Below are 15,825 nucleotides of genomic sequence, written 5' to 3'. Positions count from 1 at the left end.
GCGTCATGCATCGACGGCCCGGCGGGCGGATGCCTGCCGGGCCGTCGATGCGAGCTCGCTCGGTGACTACTTGCGGTAGTTGGGCGCCTCGACGACGATCTGCACGTCGTGCGGGTGCGATTCCTTGAGGCCAGCGGCCGTGATGCGCACGAACTTGCCCTTCGACTTCAGTTCGGCGATGTTGCGGGCACCGACATAGAACATCGACTGCCGCAGCCCGCCGATGAGCTGGTACGAGACGGCGGAGACGGGGCCGCGGTAGGGCACCTGGCCCTCGATGCCCTCTGGGATGAGCTTGTCGTCACTCGGAACGTCGGCCTGGAAGTAGCGGTCCTTCGAGTACGAGGTCTTCTCGCCGCGAGTCTGCATCGCGCCGAGCGAACCCATGCCGCGGTAGGCCTTGAACTGCTTGCCGCCGACGAACACGAGGTCGCCGGGGCTCTCGTCGGTGCCCGCGAGGAGCGAACCGAGCATGACCGTGTCCGCACCGGCGACGAGCGCCTTCGCGATGTCGCCCGAGTACTGCAGGCCGCCGTCGGCGATGACCGGGATACCGGCCTCACGAGCGGCGAGCGAAGCCTCGTAGACGGCGGTGACCTGCGGCACACCGACACCGGCGACGACGCGCGTGGTGCAGATGGAGCCGGGACCGACGCCGACCTTGATCGCGTCTGCCCCGGCCTCGACGAGCGCCTGTGCACCCGATCGGGTGGCGACGTTGCCGCCGATGACGTCGACGCCGGCGAACGCCGGGTCGGCCTTCAGCTTGCGGATGATGTCGAGGACGCCAGCGCTCTCACCGTTCGCCGTGTCGACGACGATGACGTCGACGCCGGCGTCGAGCAGCTGACCCGCACGGGACCACGCGTCGCCGAAGAAGCCGATCGCCGCGCCGACCCGGAGGCGGCCGGTGTCGTCCTTGGTGGCGAGCGGGTACTTCTCGCTCTTGTCGAAGTCCTTGACCGTGATGAGGCCCTTGAGCTTGCCTGCCTCGTCGACCAGCGGGAGCTTCTCGATGCGGTGCTGCGCGAGCAGCGCCATGACCGCGTTGCGGTCGGTGCCGACGGGAGCCGTGATGAGACCGGTACTCGTCATGACCTCGCTCACACGGGTGGTCGCCTTCTCGAACGGCGAGACGAACCGCATGTCGCGGTTGGTGATGATGCCGACGAGGACACCTTCGCCGTTGACCACGGGCAGGCCCGAGATGCGGAACTGCCCGCAGAGCGCGTCGACCTCGGCCACGGTGGCGTCGGCCGTCGTCGTGATCGGGTTCGTGATCATGCCCGATTCGCTGCGCTTGACGCGGTCGACCTGCTCGGCCTGATCGGAGATGGAGAGGTTGCGGTGCAGGATGCCGATGCCGCCCTCACGGGCCATGGCGATCGCCATGCGCGCCTCGGTCACGGTGTCCATCGCGCTGGAGAGCAGCGGCGTGTTCAGCGTGATCCGCTTGGTCAGGCGGGAGGCGGTCTCTGCCTCGCTCGGGATGACATCGGTGTGCCCGGGGAGCAACAGCACGTCGTCATACGTGAGTCCTACGAATCCGAACGGATCAGGCTGGTCCATGTGTCCCTCTCAGTGTCACGAAAACAACCGGAGAAACGCAGGCCCTGCCGGTATCTCCATCGTAACGGAGCAGAGCGCACCCCTATTCCACGATCTCCACAAAACCGTGCGGAGAAATACGCATGGGCGAAACATGTAGGCAATAATCAGGTTCTATCGTCGAACAGCGTTGTCCGACGCAGGAGAACGGTCCACGATGTGGCCCGGCACTGGAGGTGCAGTGAAGTTCACTGGAACAACCCGAGACCCGAGACTGGCACGGAGATTCGTGCTCCTCATCGCCCTGTTGTTCGGGGCAATCACCCTTTCGTCGGTGCTGAGCGCGGTCCCCGCGCACGCCGACGAGGTGGGCGAGGAGTACGACTTCTACTTCGCCGGGAACGTGAAGTACGACGACAAACCGCTTGAGGGCGTCAACATCACCGTGGACGGCAACGGCTACAAGGCCGACGTCGACACCGGTGCCGACGGCAAGTGGAAGATCGGCGTCCCAGAGAAGGGCACCTACAAGGTGACCCTGGATGAGGAGACACTGCCCAAGGGCGTGATCGTCGCTGAGGGCGGCAACACGATCGAAGCCGAGTTCGGCCTCACCCAGTCGAAGTCCGTGAACTTCTTCCTCGGTGAGGGGGTCCGCGTCACGGTGAGCTTCTGGGATCAACTGGCCGAACGTCTCGTCAACGGGCTGAACTTCGGCCTCATGCTCGCCCTCGCCGCGATCGGCGCCTCACTCGTGTTCGGCACCACCGGCCTCAGCAACTTCGCCCATGCCGAGATGGTGACCTTCGGCGCGATCATGGCACTCGTCTTCGGCGTCTTCCTGCAATGGCCGATCTGGCTGGCCATCATCATCGCACTGGCGCTGAGCGCAGCCTTCGGCTTCGCCCTCGACGCCGGTATCTGGAGACCGTTGAGACGCAAGGGCGTCGGCATCGTGCAGGTCATGATCGTCTCGATCGGCCTGTCGCTGGCGCTCCGCTACGTGTTCCTCTACTTCATCGGCGGTGGGACCTTCCAGCTCCCCGGATCCGGTGAGGAGAACATCAAGCTGTTCGGTTCGGTGTCGCTCAGCGTCACCGACATGATCAGCATGGCGGTGAGCGTGGTGGTGCTCCTCGGTGTGGCCTGGTGGCTCATCAAGACGAAGACCGGCAAGGCGACCCGCGCGATCTCCGACAATCCGAGCCTCGCAGCGGCGAGCGGCATCGATGTCGACCGTGTCGTGCGCATCGTCTGGATCCTCGCGGCGACCCTCGCCGGCCTCTCCGGCATCCTCTGGGCATACTTCCGCCCGGGCATCAAGTGGGACATGGGCGCGCAGTTGCTGCTCCTGATCTTCGCGGCCATCACCCTCGGCGGGCTCGGAACCGCCTTCGGCGCCATGGTCGGTGCCCTCATCATCGGCATCCTCGTCGAAGTCTCGACGCTCTGGATCCCGTCTGACATCAAGTACGTCGGCGCCCTCGTGGTGCTCATCGCGGTGCTCCTCGTGAGACCGCAGGGCATCCTCGGACGTCGCGAGAGAATCGGTTAGGGGCAAGCGCATGGACTGGGGAAGCATCCTCTCGAACACGCTCGCGTGGGTCATCAGCCCGGAGACGATCGCGTACGCGCTCGCCGCTCTCGGCCTCGCCGTGCACTTCGGCTACGGCGGCCTGCTCAACTTCGGCATGGCGGGCTTCATGGCCCTCGGTGCCTACGGCTACGCCATCTCGATCCTGAGCTTCGGGCTCCCGTGGTGGGTCGGCATCATCGTCGGCTGTCTCGCCTCGGTGGTCTTCGCGTTCATCCTCGGCATCCCGACCCTCCGGTTGCGCGCCGACTACCTCGCCATCGTGACCATCGCGGCCGCGGAGATCGTCCGGCTCCTCTTCACCACGCAGGTGTTCGACGAGTACACGAACTCCGCCGACGGCCTCGGCAACTACCACGAGGGTTTCCGGGCCGCGAACCCGATCCCGCCGGGAACGTACGGCTTCGGCCCGTGGGAGCTGAACGCGAACCAGTGGTGGGTGCGCATCTTCGGCATCCTGCTCCTCGCGATCGCCGCCCTCCTCGTGTTCCTCCTCATGCGGAGCCCCTGGGGCCGTGTGCTCAAGGGCATCCGAGAGGACGAGGACGCGGTCCGAGCACTCGGCAAGAACGTCTTCGCGTACAAGATGCAGGCGCTCATCGTCGGTGGTGTCTTCGGAGCCCTCGGTGGAGTGGTGCTGGCGCTCCCCTCCGCGGTGGTTCCCAGCGTCTACGTCACGAGCCTCACCTTCTTCATCTGGACGATCCTGCTGCTCGGTGGGGCCGCGACGGTCTTCGGACCGCTGCTCGGCTCGGTGATCTTCTGGGTGATCATGGCGTTCCTCTCGAACGTCCTCCCGGCACTCGTGAAGGCAGACGTCCTGCCGTTCATGAGTTCGACGCAGGCCTCCACCCTCCGCTACGTGCTGGTGGGTGTGGCGCTCATGCTGATCGTCATCTTCAGGCCGCAAGGCATCCTCGGAAACAAGAAGGAGCTGACCTTTGTCAAGTAACAGCTCACCCACCTCGCGTCCCGTGAAGACCACCGGTCTGCACGTGGGCGAGATTGTCCCCGGCGTCGCGAAGGTCGATCCGATCCTCGTCGCCGACAAGGTCACCCGCACCTTCGGTGGCCTCCAGGCGGTGAACGTGGAGCACCTCGAGGTGCCCCGCAACGCGATTACCGCCCTCATCGGTCCGAACGGCGCAGGCAAGACGACCCTGTTCAACCTCCTCACCGGTTTCGACAAGCCGAACACCGGCACGTGGAACTTCAACGGGAAGAACCTCAGCGGTGTACCGGCCTTCAAGGTGGCGCGCATGGGTCAGGTCCGCACCTTCCAGTTGACGAAGGCGCTCGGACTGCTCACCGTGCTCGAGAACATGAAGCTCGGCGCGACCGGTCAGACCGGTGAGGGCATCTTCTCCAGCCTCGTGAAGCCCCTGTGGCGCAAGCAGGAGGAGGATCTCGAGGTCAAGGCGATGGACCTCCTCCGACGCTTCAAGCTCGACACGAAACGGGACGACTATGCGGCGAGCCTGTCCGGTGGTCAACGGAAGCTGCTCGAGATGGCGCGAGCCCTCATGAGCGATCCGAAGCTCGTCATGCTCGACGAGCCGATGGCCGGCGTCAACCCGGCACTCACCCAGTCGCTGCTCGACCACATCCTCGCGCTCAAGGACGAGGGGATGACCGTGCTCTTCGTCGAACACGACATGCAGATGGTCCGACACATCGCCGACTGGGTGGTCGTGATGGCCGAGGGCAGTGTGGTCGCCGAGGGCCCGCCGGACACGGTCATGGAGGACCCGGCGGTCATCGACGCCTACCTGGGCAGCCACCAGGACGTCGACCTCGGGGTCGTCACGGGACGCATCGCGGGTGAGGACAGCGCGGCAGCCGAAGAGCTGCTCGCCGAGATCCAGGAAGAACGGCTCGCGGCCGGTGCCGCACCCGAGGAGGAGCAGAAATGAGCGATGCACAGAGTGCGCCCGTCGGCGGCACGGCCGTCAGCACCGCCGAGATGGTCGTCGAGGTCAGCGATCTCACCGCGGGCTACCTCCCGGGTGTCAACATCCTGAACAGCGCCAACCTCACCGCACGCAAAGGTGAGCTGATCGGCATCATCGGTCCGAACGGGGCCGGGAAGTCGACGCTCCTGAAGGCGATCTTCGGGCAGGTGAAGGTGCGCAGCGGCAGTGTGACGCTGAACGGCGAGGACATCACCGGTCTGAAGGCGAACAAGCTCGTCGGTCGCGGCGTCGGATTCGTGCCGCAGACGAACAACGTGTTCCCGAGCCTCACCATCGAGGACAACCTCAAGATGGGGCTGTTCCAGAAGCCGAAGGAGTACACGGAACGACTGGAGTTCGTGACGGGCATCTTCAGTGAGCTGGGGAAGCGTCTCAAGCAGCGGGCGGGTTCGCTGTCCGGTGGCGAGCGCCAGATGGTCGCGATGTCGCGTGCGCTCATGATGGACCCGCACGTGCTGCTGCTCGACGAGCCGTCCGCAGGTCTCTCACCGGTCCGCCAGGACGACGCCTTCATCCGCGTGTCCGACATCAACAAGGCGGGCGTCACGACGATCATGGTCGAGCAGAACGCGCGGCGCTGTCTGCAGATCTGCGACCGGGGCTACGTGCTCGACCAGGGTCGTGACGCGTACACCGGCACGGGCCGTGAGCTGCTGAACGACGACAAGGTCATCGGGCTGTACCTCGGTACGCTCGGTCAGGACGAGGAGTGATCGGGGATATCCCTGCTCGCGTCCGCCGCGGTGCTTCGGTACCCTCGGAGAAGTCGTCTGAGCGGTAGCACCCAGACGCCTTCTTGAAGCCACCGGTTTCCCGGCCGGTCAACGAACCACAACTCCTCCCTCCCCTGAGGGGCACCGTCGCACCAAGACGGCCTCCTGAGACGGGGACGGAGGAGTTGTGCATGTCTCCTCCCCCGATGTGGTGTGTGTTGGTGCCAGCGTCCTCCACGGAAGCTCGAGTGCGCGTGTTCTCCACATCTGGACCCGCTCGCGCCGAGCCGCAAACGCTCGCCCGCAGGCTGGCACGATGGAGACCTTCGACCTCGAACTGCTCGTCCGCTCGAATGGACTGCTGCTCGTGCGCGACGCTCGCCGCATCGGCGCCGAACGACTCGTGCGCGCTGCGCACCGCGACGGCTACCTCGTCAGGCTGAGGAAGGGGATCTACATACCTCAACCGACCTGGAGCGCCCTGTCTCGAGACGGGCAATACCGCGCTCGGATCGAGGCCGCGGCGCTCGCCCTCCGGAAGGACGCCGTGTTCAGTCATTACTCGGCCGCGCTGCTCTGGGGAATGCAGATCGCGGGCCCCTGGCCGCCCGAGGTACACACCTTGACGATCGGTGATCGTGGTGGCCGCGCGAGCGCGGTGCGCTGGAGGCCCGCGCTCGCGCCAACGGACAGCGCTCGGTCCAGCGCACCGCGCCGGCAGCACACCACAGCAGCCACGAAAACGAGGGACCCCGGAATGACCGGGGCCCCTCGTCCGTCGCTGTCGCGACTAGTTGATACGTGCGTACTTGTTGTTCTCGTCGTACTGGTAGATGCCGATGGTGGCTTCGGTCGGGTCACCGTTCTCATCGAAGGTGATCGGACCGGAGTTGCCGTCGTAGTCGATCTTCTTGCCCTCGGCGATGAGCTTCGCACCCTCTTCGAAGGTGGTCACCTTCTCACCCTTGTCCTTGCCACCGGACACCGACTGGAGCTGGCCCGCCATGTCGGCGCCCTCCGTCGAGCCCGCCTGCAGCGCAGCGAGCGCCAGCAGGATGACCGCGTCGTACGACTCAGCCGCGTAGCTGTAGTCCTTCAGCGGCTCGCCGCCCTCATCCTTCACGTATGCCTGCAGGCGGTCCGTGAAGTCACCGAGCTTGGCGGTGTCGAGACCCGGGAGGGTACCCTTCGCACCGGTCAGCGTGCCAGGAGCGAAGTCCGCACTGTAGTCGGCGAGGTTCCCGTCGACGAAGTACAGCTTGTCACTCGGGAAGCCGGCGAGACCCGGGACGATCGTCTTCGTCTCCTCGAACGCGATCAGGGCGATCGCGTCAGGGTTCTCGGCCTTCACCGCACTGATCTGCGCGTCGAACGACGTGTCACCCGTGTTGTAGGACTGCTCGGCGACGACCTCGCCACCGGCGCTCTCGAACGCTTCCTTCGTGAACTTCGCGAGCCCCGTACCGTAGGAGTCGTTCAGGTAGATGATGCCGAGGGTGGCGTTGCCGTCCTCAGCGATCAGGTTCCCGAGCACCTCACCCTGGAGCACGTCGGACGGCGCCGTCCGCCAGTAGAGACCGTTGTCGTCCCACGTCGTGAAGTCGGCCGAGGTGTTCGCCGGGGAGAACTGGATGACCCCAGCGCCCGTGACCTCGTCGATGAAGAGCTTCGACACACCGGACGATGCGGCACCGATGATGGCCGTGACCCCCTCGGAGAGGAGACGCGGCACCTCCGTCGCATACGCCTTGTTGTCGGAGTCACCGGAGTCACCGAGCGTCAGGTCGATCTTGATGCCGAGGTTCGCGTCGTTGACCTCCTTGACCGCCAAACCGACGCCGGCTTCCTCGGGCGGGCCGAGGAACGCGAGGTTACCGGTCTGCGGCAACGCGGTGCCGAGCTTCAGGGTCAGGTCGCCAGCAGGCTTGCTGCTGCTGCCGCCGCTGTCGCCGCCGCTGGAGGCACAACCGCTCAGAACCAGCGCGCTGGCCCCGAGGAGTGCGATTCCACCGAGGACGATGGAGCGAGGGCGGGAGCGAGCGGTCGTGGCCTTCGAAAAGACGCTCATGGTACTCCTTGCTTGTCAGAAGAGTGGCAGCTCCAGGGGCTGCCGTTGTGACAAGTTATCCGTTGCAGGTGCGCTGGACAATGACCGTGACGTTACAAGCGTGTAACACGACCAAATCGTTACCTCGTTTCGGCCGAAATCGCCGTTTTCCTGCGATGGTCGCGCGACCAACGCCGAAATCCGCCGCGTGGGACCCGCTCACGCCCGTTTCGCGGCGGCGATGCCCCTGCGGCTCCGGGCTGTCGCGATCAGCATGTCGATCGTGAGGATAGCGAGCGCAACCCACACGAGACCGAAGCCCAACCAGCGCTCAGGAGGCATCGCCTCGTGCAGCACGGCGACACCGACGACGAACTGGATGATGGGTGCGAAGTACTGGATGAAGCCCATCCAGGTGAGCGGCAGGCGACGGGCCGCGGCGGCGAACAACAGCAGCGGTACGGCCGTGATGACGCCGGCTCCGACGAGGAGCAGCGTGTGGCCGAGACCCTCGGTGCCGATGGTGAGACCGCCGGTGACGCCGACGGCAATCAGTTGGGCGACAGCGACCGGCGCGAGCCAGGCCGTCTCGAGGGTGAGGCCCGACACCGCATCGACCGCACCACCGACGAGCTTCTTGATGTAGCCGTACAGTCCGAAGGAGAAGGCGAGGATGAGGGCGATCCACGGCACCGTCCCGTGACCGATCGCGAGCACGAGGACCGCGATGACGCTGACGACGACGGCTGCCCACTGCGCCGGACGAAGCCGCTCGCGCAGGAAGAAGACGCCGAGGAACACCGTCACGATCGGGTTGATGAAGTACCCGAGGGAGGCTTCGACGACCTGGCCGTTCAACGCCCCGTACACGTAGGTCTGCCAGTTGACGTAGATGAGGGCCCCGGCGAGCCCCATCGTCAGCACGATGCGCCGCTGCCGGAGGATCCCGAGCAGTCGCCGCCACGAGCGGGTGACGAGGATGAGGATGCCGCAGAAGACGAGGGAGAAGAGGATGCGCCAGGCGACGACCTCGAAGGCACCGGCCGGTGCGAGCGCGATGAAGTACAGCGGGAGCGCGCCCCACAGGCAGTAGGCGGCGACCGCGGAGAGCAGCCCGGCGCGGCTCCCTTGGCGCGGGGCGGAGACGCCTGCGCGCGCGTCGGCGGCTCCAGCGGTGAGTTCGACGTCGACTTCTGCTGGATCGCTGGGGTTCTGCACCTCCCCAGGCTAGACCCGCGGCGAGACGCGCGACCCTCCTGAAACAGCCACAGCCCGAATGGCGGATGCCATTCGGGCTGTGGAGCGGCGTGATGCCGCGGAGTTCGTGCGCTGGTGACTAGCGGACGACGACGGCGAGGACGTCGCGCGCGGAGAGGACCAGGAAGTCCTCGCCGGCGTACTTGACCTCGGTGCCGCCGTACTTGGAGTAGATCACCTTGTCGCCGACGGCGACGTCGAGCGGGACGCGGTTGCCGTTGTCGTCGATGCGACCGGGGCCGACAGCCACGACCTCGCCCTCCTGGGGCTTCTCCTTGGCGGTGTCGGGGATGACCAGACCGGACGCGGTGGTCTGCTCTGCCTCGACCTGCTTGATGACGATGCGATCCTCGAGCGGCTTGATGGAGACCGACACGGTTGACCTCTTTCTTGAAACGAAGACGTTGTTAGCACTCACACTGCGAGAGTGCTGATTCCAGTCTAGGGATGTTCTGGCACTCACGCAACGCGAGTGCCAATGACGACTGGTACCGTTGCCGGATGCACAGTGCTCCGCCGAAGGCCCGCTGACCATGGACCGTCCGGAACTCGTCGAGCTCCTCACGGCCGACGGCCTGCGTCTGCTCGATTCCCTCCCGCCGTACCCCACGAAGGACGAGGCTGTGCGCCTCGTCACCCGGCTGAGGAACGAGGGCCACTCCCCCGCGCTCGTCGCGGCGGTGCTCACGCAGTCACGGCTCCGTCAGAAGGCGGCGGGTAAGTTCGGTCCGTTCGCCGCCCGCATGCTCTTCACCGAGGCAGGGCTCGAACAGGCGACCAGGCTCTCGGTCGCCGCCCTCCACGCCGGTCGCTTCGCGCAGGCCGACCTCCGGCGCATCGCCGACCTCGGCAGCGGCATCGGCGCCGATTCGATGGCGATGGCCTCCCTCGACCTCGAGGTGACCGCGGTCGACATCGACGAGGTGACCGCGGCCATCGCGAGCTACAACCTCGCTCCGTTCCCGACCGCCAGCGTTCGGAACGAGGCCGCCGAGGACATCGCCCTCGACGACTTCGACGCAGTCTGGTTCGATCCCGCCCGCAGAACCGCGGGTCACACGGACACCAGCCGGCTCACGAGCGCCGCAGACTACACGCCGTCGCTCGACACCGTATTCGCCGCCGCCGCCCGACTCCCGGCCGGGGTGAAGCTCGGCCCGGGTTTCGACCGCTCCCTCATCCCCGACGACGCGGAGGCGCAGTGGGTGTCGGTCGACGGCCAGCTGGTCGAGATGACGTTGTGGTTCGGGCTGCTCGCCCGTGCCGGCATCCGACGCTCCGCGCTCCTGATCACCGACGGCGTCCACCATGAGCTGCACGGAGCCTCGGACGCCGACGACGCCCCCGTCCGCGAACTCGGCGAGTACGTGCACGAGCCGGACGGGTCCGTCATCCGGGCACGGCTCATCGGCGATCTCGCAGTCCAGCTCGAGGCGGGCATGCTCGGGCAGGGAATCGCCTACCTCACCTCGGATTCGGCGACGACCTCACCGTTCGCCACGACGTTCCGCGTCCTCGAGCGGCTCCCGATGGATGAGAAGAGCCTGAAGCGCACGATGCGCGACCGTGGCATCGGCGTCCTGGAGATCAAGAAGCGCGGCGTGGACGTCGACCCTGCGGCGTTCCGCAGGCGTCTGGCCCTCAAGGGCGAGCGATCGGCGACCATCATCCTCACCCGTGTCGCGGGGAAGCACGCCGCGCTCCTCGTCGAGCGTGTGAGCACCGCTGCGGATGCGCCGGTCGGCGACTAGGCCGAGACGTACCCGATGATGACGACGATGCTGTAGACGAACCAGCCGAGCGAGCACGCAAGCCCGACGAACCCGGTCACGATGCCGGTGAGTGCGCGTCCGCGTCCCTGCGGTTCGCGTCGTCTGGCGATGAAGCCCACCACGATCGCGACGATCGACAGCGGGAAGCCCCAGCCGACGAAGATCGACACGACGAGCCCGACGAGGCCGGTGACGAGGGACCAGGTGCTGCGTCCGGTGCCGACGGCTTGTGCGGGCACCTGGTGCTGCGGCTGGTAGGCGGCGTACCCGCCCTGACTGGGAGCCTGGTACACGGCCGTCGGCACGGTCTGCAGGTAGGTGGCGTGGTCGCCCTGCCACGCAGCCGGGGGCGACGATGGCGATGCCGCTGCGGGTGCCTGCTGCTGCGCGGGTGTACCGGGAGCCGGCGGCCACGCGGCAGGTGGTGGGAAGCCCTGCGGTTGTCCCTGGCCTGGATGCGCCTGCGGTTGAGGCTGACCGGAGGGGGCCCACCCCTGACCCGGCTGCGCCTGCGGTTGCTGCGGCTGCTGTGGCTGCTGCTGGTACGGCGGTCGTCCGTCGGGCTGCTGTTGATCGGTCATGACCGCTCCTCTGCTCGTGCTCGGGTACCGGCCCATCCTATGCGCTCCCCCCGGCAGACTCAGTGGACCTGGATCTCCGTGACCGGCAACGTCGAGTCAGCGCCGAAGTCCAGCGTGGAGGGTTCACGCCCAGCCGAGATGAGCTGTGCGGCGAGCGCAGCGATCATCGCACCGTTGTCGGTGCAGAGCTGCAGCGGCGGGATGCGCAGCTCGATACCGGCGGCCGCCGTGCGTTCGGCCGCCACCTGGCGCAATCGGGCGTTCGCGATGACACCGCCCCCGAGCAGCAACCGCGGCACCCCCAGCTCGGTGCACGCCTTGACCGCCTTCGTGACGAGCACGTCGACGACCGCCTCACGGAAGCTCGCCGCCACGTCGGCGATCGGAACCTCCTCACCGGCGTCCTGTTTGGCCTCGACCCAGCGCGCCACAGCGGTCTTCAGACCGGAGAACGAGAAGTCGTAGCGGTGCCGCTCCATGTCCTTCGGCAGGCTCAGGCCGCGTGGGAACCGGATGGCCTTCGGGTCGCCGTCGGCCGCAACGCGGTCGATCTGTGGCCCGCCAGGGTAGGGCAGCCCGAGCACGCGGGCGACCTTGTCGAAGGCCTCTCCCGCAGCGTCGTCGATCGTCTCGCCGAGCAGCTCGACGTCGGAGACCAGGTCGCGGACGAGGAGGAGCGAGGTGTGTCCGCCCGAGACCAGGAGCGCGATCGTCGGGTACTCGATCGTGCCGTCCTCCGAGTCGAGGACGTCGGCGCCGACGTGGCCGACGAGGTGGTTCACGGCGTACAGGGGCTTGCCGAGCGAGACCGCGAGCGCCTTCGCCGCGCCGACGCCGACCATGAGCGCGCCGGAGAGCCCGGGGCCACTCGTCACGGCGACCGCGTCGAGGTCGGCGAGCCGGACGCCCGCTTCGGCGAGTGCCGTCGTGATGGTGGGCTCCAGCGCTTCGAGGTGGGCACGTGCTGCGACCTCCGGCACGACCCCGCCGTATCGGGCATGCTCGTCCATGCTGGACGCGATCGTGTTGGCGAGCAGTCGATGCCCGCGCACGATGCCGACGCCCGTCTCGTCGCAGCTCGTCTCGATGCCGAGGACGAGCGGTTCCTCGCGGTTCATGCGGTGCTCCCGGGGTCGGTGAGGGCTTGGGACTCGCGCGGCTGGGCGTCGCGGGGCTGCCCGTGGGCCAGCGACGGGGTGTTCGGGACGACGACGAGCCGCATGACGAGTGCGTCGACGTCGTCCGGCTGGTAGTACCCGGGCCGGATGGCGAGCTCTTCGAAGCCGAGGCTGCGGTAGAGCGTGATGGCGACGGGGTTGTCGGCTCGCACCTCGAGGAACACCTGTCTGGCGTCCTGTTGCCGGGCCCGCTCGATGAGCGACTGCATGAGCAGCCGGCCGAGCCCTCGACCTCTCGCATGTTCGGCGACCGCGATCGTCTGGATGTCGGCGTCGTCCGAACGCGAGGGTGCGAAGAGACCCGCGTAGCCCGCGAGTTTCGTCCCGTCGAGGCCGCCATCGTCATCGACGTCGGTGGCGACGAGGTAGTAGCCGTGCGGTGAGTCGAGTTCGGAGCGCATCATGTCGGCCGACCAAGCGTCGCTTGCGAACACCCGGCGCTCCATGGCCATGATCGCATCGGTGTCCGCGCTCGTGGCGCGGCGGAGCAGCCAGGTCATGCCGTGACCCGTTTGGCACCCGCGGAGAGGGTGACGTCCGGTGAGCGGAGATAGAGCGGTTCCGAGCCGGCGAACTCGCCGTCCGAGGCGAGCAGGAGCGCGGCGATCCGGCCGAGGGCGCCGCCGGGGACGACGGTCGCGTCGAGACGGACGCCGCCGTGCTCCGGCAGGTCGTCGGGCTTCGACAGCGCAGGGCCGCCCGAACGCGACGGGAGACCGGCGGCGTCCAGCCCGTCGTAGCTCGTCCAGTAGCGCTCCCGGCGACGCGCATCGGTGACGACGAGCAGCGTGGCGTCAGGTGCGACCGCCCCGGTGTCGTAGGCGTCGAGCGCGATCGCGTCGTGACTCACGACGGCGTGCACCGGAAGCCCTGCACCGATGGCGAAGGCGCGCGCCGCCGCGATCCCGATACGCAGCCCGGTGAACGGGCCGGGGCCCATGCCGGCGACGATCCCGGTCAGCTCCCCGACGGTGACGCCGGCGTCGTCGAGGCAGCCGACGATGAGGCTGCCGACGACCTCGGCATGCCGCATCGAGTCGTCGGAGGAACGCTCGGCGAGCACCTCGCCACTCGTCGTGACGACGGCGACGCTCGAACCGGCGGATGTATCGATCGCCAACAGCACGTCGTCCAGCCTACCCGGCGTCCGCGGCGGTGTGCCTGGTGAGCGTGAGCGTGCGGCGCTCGATCGGCTCCTCGCCCGGTTCGAGCGCGTGTGCCGCGGTCTCAGCTCCGGTCGGACGCTCGATGACGAGTTCGTACCACTCGCTCGCGACACCGTCGAGCAGGCCGGCGCCCCATTCGACGACCACGACCGAGCGGGCGAAGTCGATGTCGAGGTCGTCGAGTTCCAGGGCCGACCCGAGTCGGTAGGCGTCGACGTGCACGAGCGGCGGTCCATCGACGAGACTCGGATGGGTTCGGGCGAGGACGAAGGTCGGGCTCGTGACCGGGCCGCGGACGCCGAGGCCTTCGCCGATGCCGCGGGTGAGCGTCGTCTTGCCCGCCCCGAGCGGGCCGGTCAGCACGAGCAGCTGTCCTGCACCGAGCGCCCGGCCCAAGCCGATGCCGTACTCGTGCATGTCTTCGGGCGTCTCGATCTCCGTGACTCCGAGCATGGGGCCGTTCTGCGTCACGATGCGCTCCGCGGGGTTCGGACGACGCGCTGGCCGATGCGGGTGACGAGCTCGTAGTTGATCGTGCCGGCGGCGTCCGCCCACTCCTCCACCCGGGGAGCACCCGTCGCCGGGTCGCCGAACAGCACGGCGTCGTCACCGACCGTGACCTCGTCATCGCCGACGTCGACGACGAACTGGTCCATGGCGATCCTGCCGCACACACGGTATCGATGACCGTTGATCACGACGGGACCCGTGTTCGACGCACTCCGAGGGATGCCGTCCGCGTAACCGAGCGGCACGAGCGCGAGGGTCGTCGGACGATCCGTGCGATAGCTGTAGTTGTACGACACCCCTGTGCCGGGTTCGACCCTGCGCACCGCGGCGACGCTCGCCCGCAGCGTCATCACCGGGCGGAGCCCGAACGCATCGGCGGTGCGGTCCGCCGGGGCGTCCGGTTCGAACGGCGACAGCCCGTAGACCGCGAGGCCGATCCGGACGGCGTCGTACCGGAGTTCCGGCTCGCCGAGCGCTGCCGCGGAAGCCGCGAGGTGCAGCACGCGTGGCGCGAGGCCGGCCGCCCGCGCAAGAGCGACGCCCCGTTGGAATCGGGCAGCTGCGGCGGCGTCCTCCTCAGAAGAGGTGTTGGAGACGTGGGAGAAGAGCCCGTCGACGCGCACCAGGCCGGCCCGTTCGGCGGCGGCCGCGGCGGCGAACAGCGCGGGCCACTCAGCCTCCGCCGCACCGTTCCGGCTGAGGCCCGTCTCCAGCTTGAACTGCACGACGGGCGCCTGCGTCCCGTGGGCGGCGGCTGCGGCGATGACCTGGGCGAGCTGCGCTTCCGACGACAATGCGAGGTCGAGGTCTGCGGCGAGGGCCGACCCGAAGTCTGCGTCCGGGCCGTGCAGCCACACCAGGACCGGTGCGGTGATGCCGGCGGCTCGGAGGGCGAGTCCTTCAGAGATGTCGGCGACGCCCAACCGGTCCGCTCCGGCTTCGACGGCGGCGCGGGCCACCGGCACGGCACCGTGTCCGTACGCGTCGGCCTTCACGACGACGATGAGCTCGGCGACACCGGTCAGCTCACGCAGTCGACGGACGTTGTGCCGCACGGCGTCCAGATCGATGACGGCCTCACGGGTCGGCCGTCCTGCTGTTCCCGGTTGCGCCATCAGAGGTCACGCTCCGCGACGACGAAGGCGACGGCGACACCGGCGTCGTGGGTCATCGTCAGGTGCATACGGGTGATGCCGCGTTCGGCCACGACTCCGGCCGTGACGCCGGACAGTGCGAAGTCGGGCTTGCCTTCCGGGCCGTTCACGACGGCCATCTCCTGCCAGCGGATGCCGTCGGAGGAACCGAGCGCCTTGATGAGCGCCTCCTTCGCTGCGAACCGACCCGCCAGCGACCGCAGCGGCAGCTCGCGCTCCGACGGCACGAACAGCCGCGCCAGCAGGTTCGGCGTCCGGGTGATGGCCCGCTCGAACCTGGCGAGGTCCACGAGGTCCACGCCGATGCCGATGATCATCCCTCTACTCTACGA

The 15,825-nt window shown here is 67.7% G+C and carries 16 protein-coding genes; 5 read left to right on the top strand and 11 right to left on the bottom strand.

Annotated features, from left to right (window positions below):
- Nucleotides 1-66: 66 nt before the first annotated feature.
- Complete coding sequence (guaB, locus tag KXS11_RS01285) at nucleotides 67-1,569, bottom strand: IMP dehydrogenase (RefSeq protein WP_437383640.1); 1,503 nt, start codon at nucleotides 1,567-1,569, stop codon at nucleotides 67-69.
- 277 nt (nucleotides 1,570-1,846) lie between these two features.
- Between guaB and KXS11_RS01280 the strand changes: the two genes are divergently transcribed.
- Genes KXS11_RS01280 through KXS11_RS01265 form a run of 4 tightly spaced genes read left to right on the top strand, consistent with a single transcriptional unit; the run spans nucleotide 1,847 to nucleotide 5,828 of the window.
- Entirely contained in the window at nucleotides 1,847-3,103 is a 1,257-nt protein-coding gene (locus KXS11_RS01280; RefSeq protein ID WP_437384120.1) for an ABC transporter permease subunit, read from the top strand.
- A gap of 10 nt (nucleotides 3,104-3,113) precedes the next feature.
- Nucleotides 3,114-4,094, top strand: coding sequence for a branched-chain amino acid ABC transporter permease (locus tag KXS11_RS01275; protein ID WP_437383639.1), 981 nt, complete (start codon nucleotides 3,114-3,116; stop codon nucleotides 4,092-4,094).
- The gene (locus KXS11_RS01270; protein ID WP_437383638.1) at nucleotides 4,084-5,055 is read left to right on the top strand and encodes an ABC transporter ATP-binding protein; all 972 of its coding nucleotides are present in this window, start codon (nucleotides 4,084-4,086) and stop codon (nucleotides 5,053-5,055) included. Before KXS11_RS01275 ends, KXS11_RS01270 begins: the two co-directional genes overlap by 11 nt.
- Entirely contained in the window at nucleotides 5,052-5,828 is a 777-nt protein-coding gene (locus tag KXS11_RS01265) for an ABC transporter ATP-binding protein (RefSeq protein WP_437383637.1), read from the top strand. Before KXS11_RS01270 ends, KXS11_RS01265 begins: the two co-directional genes overlap by 4 nt.
- A gap of 790 nt (nucleotides 5,829-6,618) precedes the next feature.
- Here KXS11_RS01265 and KXS11_RS01260 read toward each other — a convergent pair.
- From KXS11_RS01260 to groES, 3 genes are all read right to left on the bottom strand, one after another.
- On the bottom strand, nucleotides 6,619-7,896 hold the full coding sequence (locus KXS11_RS01260; RefSeq protein WP_437383636.1) for an ABC transporter substrate-binding protein: 1,278 nt from the start codon (nucleotides 7,894-7,896) through the stop codon (nucleotides 6,619-6,621).
- A gap of 198 nt (nucleotides 7,897-8,094) precedes the next feature.
- Nucleotides 8,095-8,988 carry an EamA family transporter RarD gene (gene rarD, locus KXS11_RS01255; protein WP_437384119.1) on the bottom strand — a complete coding sequence of 298 codons (894 nt, stop codon included), beginning with the start codon at nucleotides 8,986-8,988 and terminating at the stop codon, nucleotides 8,095-8,097.
- Between the two features lie 223 nt (nucleotides 8,989-9,211).
- Nucleotides 9,212-9,508, bottom strand: coding sequence for a co-chaperone GroES (groES, locus tag KXS11_RS01250; RefSeq protein ID WP_066041091.1), 297 nt, complete (start codon nucleotides 9,506-9,508; stop codon nucleotides 9,212-9,214).
- Between the two features lie 157 nt (nucleotides 9,509-9,665).
- On the opposite strand from groES, the gene KXS11_RS01245 reads away from it, so the two are divergent.
- Nucleotides 9,666-10,883, top strand: coding sequence for a class I SAM-dependent methyltransferase (locus KXS11_RS01245; RefSeq protein ID WP_437383635.1), 1,218 nt, complete (start codon nucleotides 9,666-9,668; stop codon nucleotides 10,881-10,883).
- Here KXS11_RS01245 and KXS11_RS01240 read toward each other — a convergent pair.
- From KXS11_RS01240 to KXS11_RS01210, 7 genes are read right to left on the bottom strand one after another with little or no spacing between them, the layout of a single operon-like run.
- On the bottom strand, nucleotides 10,880-11,485 hold the full coding sequence (locus KXS11_RS01240) for a DUF4190 domain-containing protein (protein ID WP_437383634.1): 606 nt from the start codon (nucleotides 11,483-11,485) through the stop codon (nucleotides 10,880-10,882). The genes KXS11_RS01245 and KXS11_RS01240 overlap by 4 nt on opposite strands.
- Nucleotides 11,486-11,544: 59 nt before the next feature.
- Complete coding sequence (gene tsaD / locus KXS11_RS01235) at nucleotides 11,545-12,603, bottom strand: tRNA (adenosine(37)-N6)-threonylcarbamoyltransferase complex transferase subunit TsaD (RefSeq protein WP_437383633.1); 1,059 nt, start codon at nucleotides 12,601-12,603, stop codon at nucleotides 11,545-11,547.
- Nucleotides 12,600-13,163 (bottom strand): ribosomal protein S18-alanine N-acetyltransferase, encoded by a 564-nt coding sequence (gene rimI, locus KXS11_RS01230; RefSeq protein WP_437383632.1) that lies wholly within the window; start codon nucleotides 13,161-13,163, stop codon nucleotides 12,600-12,602. Before rimI ends, tsaD begins: the two co-directional genes overlap by 4 nt.
- Nucleotides 13,160-13,789: a tRNA (adenosine(37)-N6)-threonylcarbamoyltransferase complex dimerization subunit type 1 TsaB gene (gene tsaB / locus KXS11_RS01225; RefSeq protein WP_437383631.1), complete on the bottom strand. Its 630-nt coding sequence runs from the start codon at nucleotides 13,787-13,789 to the stop codon at nucleotides 13,160-13,162. Before tsaB ends, rimI begins: the two co-directional genes overlap by 4 nt.
- Before the next feature lie 10 nt (nucleotides 13,790-13,799).
- Nucleotides 13,800-14,282 carry a tRNA (adenosine(37)-N6)-threonylcarbamoyltransferase complex ATPase subunit type 1 TsaE gene (gene tsaE / locus KXS11_RS01220; protein ID WP_437384118.1) on the bottom strand — a complete coding sequence of 161 codons (483 nt, stop codon included), beginning with the start codon at nucleotides 14,280-14,282 and terminating at the stop codon, nucleotides 13,800-13,802.
- Nucleotides 14,283-14,296: 14 nt separating this feature from the next.
- Nucleotides 14,297-15,454: an alanine racemase gene (alr, locus tag KXS11_RS01215; protein WP_437383630.1), complete on the bottom strand. Its 1,158-nt coding sequence runs from the start codon at nucleotides 15,452-15,454 to the stop codon at nucleotides 14,297-14,299.
- Nucleotides 15,454-15,810, bottom strand: coding sequence for a holo-ACP synthase (locus KXS11_RS01210; protein ID WP_437383629.1), 357 nt, complete (start codon nucleotides 15,808-15,810; stop codon nucleotides 15,454-15,456). Before KXS11_RS01210 ends, alr begins: the two co-directional genes overlap by 1 nt.
- Nucleotides 15,811-15,825: the final 15 nt, after the last annotated feature.

The organism is Plantibacter flavus, assembly GCF_051487245.1.
Classification (GTDB): Bacteria; Actinomycetota; Actinomycetes; order Actinomycetales; family Microbacteriaceae; genus Plantibacter; species Plantibacter flavus_B.
This window is presented reverse-complemented; position numbering and strand designations above follow the sequence as displayed.

Coding starts and splice junctions, on each gene's coding strand:
- KXS11_RS01240 (WP_437383634.1), bottom strand. CDS start 11,485: ATGACCGATCAACAGCAGCCCGACGGACGACCGCCGTACCAGCAGCAG.
- KXS11_RS01260 (WP_437383636.1), bottom strand. CDS start 7,896: ATGAGCGTCTTTTCGAAGGCCACGACCGCTCGCTCCCGCCCTCGCTCC.
- KXS11_RS01275 (WP_437383639.1), top strand. CDS start 3,114: ATGGACTGGGGAAGCATCCTCTCGAACACGCTCGCGTGGGTCATCAGC.
- tsaE (WP_437384118.1), bottom strand. CDS start 14,282: ATGCTCGGAGTCACGGAGATCGAGACGCCCGAAGACATGCACGAGTAC.
- guaB (WP_437383640.1), bottom strand. CDS start 1,569: ATGGACCAGCCTGATCCGTTCGGATTCGTAGGACTCACGTATGACGAC.
- KXS11_RS01210 (WP_437383629.1), bottom strand. CDS start 15,810: ATGATCATCGGCATCGGCGTGGACCTCGTGGACCTCGCCAGGTTCGAG.
- rimI (WP_437383632.1), bottom strand. CDS start 13,163: ATGACCTGGCTGCTCCGCCGCGCCACGAGCGCGGACACCGATGCGATC.
- KXS11_RS01265 (WP_437383637.1), top strand. CDS start 5,052: ATGAGCGATGCACAGAGTGCGCCCGTCGGCGGCACGGCCGTCAGCACC.
- alr (WP_437383630.1), bottom strand. CDS start 15,454: ATGGCGCAACCGGGAACAGCAGGACGGCCGACCCGTGAGGCCGTCATC.
- tsaD (WP_437383633.1), bottom strand. CDS start 12,603: ATGAACCGCGAGGAACCGCTCGTCCTCGGCATCGAGACGAGCTGCGAC.
- KXS11_RS01245 (WP_437383635.1), top strand. CDS start 9,666: ATGGACCGTCCGGAACTCGTCGAGCTCCTCACGGCCGACGGCCTGCGT.